The sequence below is a fragment of the Flavobacterium sp. genome (assembly GCF_046317795.1).
Lineage (GTDB): Bacteria > Bacteroidota > Bacteroidia > Flavobacteriales > Flavobacteriaceae > Flavobacterium.
Window position 1 is genome coordinate 1 of the sequence record NZ_JBKCVI010000105.1, and the last position, 2,641, is coordinate 2,641.

Genomic DNA, 2,641 nt, shown 5'->3' on the forward strand with positions numbered 1-2,641 from the left:
GTCAAGTTTTGAAATAATTTCTTCTTAATTACTTTCGAATACAATAAAATCTTCATTAAAAATATCCAATGCGAGCTCTAACAATTGAACTACATTGAGCGTTTCGTTTTGTTGCGCTGGCATCGATGCAAAGTTAGAAAATGCCGAAGCCACAGCACTCATGGTATCGATTTGTTGAATTAATGTTTTAGAATAATCGTTCAGTTTTTGTTTTAAATCAGGATCATTAGCATCAAACTTTCTTTGGAAACTCTGCACCGTCAAACGCATTGGTGTTAATGGATTTTTGATTTCATGCGCCACTTGTTTTGCCATTTCTCTCCACGCTTGTTCCCGTTCGCTTTGAGCTAGCATGGTGGCGCTATCTTCGAGTTTATCCACCATCTGATTGTAGGCATTTATCAAGGAATTAATCTCTTTACTATTGGCTTCGATAACAATTTTCTCGTTTTTTTGATTCAAACTCGTTTCGTTGATTTTGTCTGAAATGGTTTTTAAGGATTTGGTAATATAACTCGACAGGAAATAAGCCAATGCAAAGGCGATAATTAACATAAATGAATATACCTGACTTAATCGCAATAAAAATTGGCGCAGTTCGGTTTCATAAAAACCATCATCTTCCACATAGGGAATGTTCAAAATCCCCAAGGGTTTGAATTTATCATCTTTAATTTGACTGTAGGAAGATCGGTTTTTAACGCCGTTTACATTTTTAATGTCAACATACCTTTTCTCAACGGATGATTGAACAAGTTTTAAAATATAATTTGGTATTGGTGGAGCAACCTTGTCAACAGAAAAGGAAGCTTTAGAGGATTTCACTAGCTTTCCTTCTAGCGAATAAATATTAATTTCAAGATTATGAATATCGGACAATTCATGAATTTTATCTTTAAAAATTAGCCGTAAATTATCCTGAGTTAATGGATAAGTCGAAGTGGATAGCACATAATTGATGTGCTCTTTGATGGCAAATTCTTTTCGGTCTAGACGTTCTTGATGGTAGTCTTTGGCTTCATTTTTAAACTGAATAATCGATATGGAAGCCATCAAAATGGAGGCAATAACTATCAATATAATCATCGAAAGGAAAATCCTAATTCGAAGGGAAAGCATTGACATTTTGAAGTTTTTGACCATTTTAAATTTTTTACCACAAAGACACAAGGAAGGCACAAAGCGCACAAATTTTGATAGTGTTTTTCGTGCTTTCTTAGTGAACTTAGTGGTTAGATTTACGTTCGCGAATTCTTTTATAAAACTTAAATCCAAGCATTATCAAAACCGAAAACAAGACAATTCCAATTACGCCATAAACCCAGTTGAAAGCATTTTTTAAAATTACTAAAAAAACCACAGCAAAGAGGATAATTGTTGCGCCTTCATTCCACAAACGCATAAAGTTAGAAGAATAGTTGAAAATATCATGTTGTAATTCTCTGTAAATTAAATGACATTTTATTTGGTAGGCAATCAGTAAAACGACAAAGCCCAATTTAACATGCATCCAAGCCGTTTGCATCCAAGTGGGCATTAAAATCAATAACCAAATGGCAAACAACGTAGCTAAAACAGCACTTGGCCAAGTGATAATATACCATAAGCGATAGGTCATGATTTTGTACTGCTTTTGCAAAATTTCCTTTTCGGGCGATGGTTTGTCGTTGGCTTCAATTTGGTATACAAACAAACGAACTATATAAAACAAACCCGCAAACCAGGTGATAACAAAAATGAGGTGCAATGATTTTATGTAGTTGTAGAGTTCCATTTTTATAGTTTCGAGTTAAAAGGTTTCGGGTTTTGGGTTGCAAGTTCCGAGTTTCGAGTTTCACGCAACGTTTGTCATTCCGTAGGAATCTCATTTTTTTTGTTTCATCTTTCGAGCAATGTTTGTCATTCCCTCCTGTCGGCAGAAAGGTTCAAGCATAAAATTAAATTGGTTAAAATGATTTATGTAGTTGAAAAGTTCCATTAGTTATTTTTAATTTTTGCTTCTAAAAAATGAATTATTTTATCAAAATTTTCTTGACCAACTTCTTCTTTATTTAGAAAGAAGGTTGCAATTATATTATCTCTTAATTCTAATATCAAATTGTTTTCAACAATTCTAAATTTTGTAAATGAACTCCAATTAACTTTTAAATCATATTTAAAATCTGAATAATAAAATTGCTCTTCATTAAATTCCCAAAAACAAGATTTGTTCTGAGATGAATATTCTGAAATATGTTTTTCAACTTCTTCAAAATATCTTTTTCTTTCTTTTTTGTAGTGTTTGTAAAAATAATAATATGTTAAAATCGCAAAAAAACCAAAAGCTAAAATAAGATACCCTAAATTACTTTTCCCGTATATAATAGTAATTCCAAATACAATTAATGGAAAAACAACATATAAATTTTTTTTATTCTTTTTCAAAACGTCTTTCCAAATAAAATCAAAATATTTTTTGGAATCTTCTCTTGATATATTTTCATTAAAAGGAATTTCAAATCTCATATAAACAAATTTCTATTGTCTCTGAAAATCTTTAACCCAACTCGCAACCACACCACACCATTCGTCTTCATCATTCATACACGGAATTGCCATGAATTCCTCGCCACCATGATGCAAAAACTGTTCGTTGGCTTCC

The 2,641-nt window shown here is 32.0% G+C and carries 2 protein-coding genes and 1 pseudogene; all 3 read right to left on the reverse strand.

Going from position 1 to position 2,641, the window contains the following annotated elements; genetic code table 11:
• Positions 1–27: 27 nt before the first annotated feature.
• Positions 28–1,086 (reverse strand): annotated as a pseudogene (locus tag ACK5ON_RS06350) (histidine kinase dimerization/phospho-acceptor domain-containing protein); the annotation flags it as partial.
• 139 nt (positions 1,087–1,225) lie between these two features.
• Positions 1,226–1,774: a CopD family protein gene (locus ACK5ON_RS06355; RefSeq protein ID WP_396172719.1), complete on the reverse strand. Its 549-nt coding sequence runs from the start codon at positions 1,772–1,774 to the stop codon at positions 1,226–1,228.
• Between the two features lie 203 nt (positions 1,775–1,977).
• Positions 1,978–2,424 carry a hypothetical protein gene (locus ACK5ON_RS06360; RefSeq protein WP_409820918.1) on the reverse strand — a complete coding sequence of 149 codons (447 nt, stop codon included), beginning with the start codon at positions 2,422–2,424 and terminating at the stop codon, positions 1,978–1,980.
• Between the last annotated feature and the right edge of the window lie 217 nt (positions 2,425–2,641).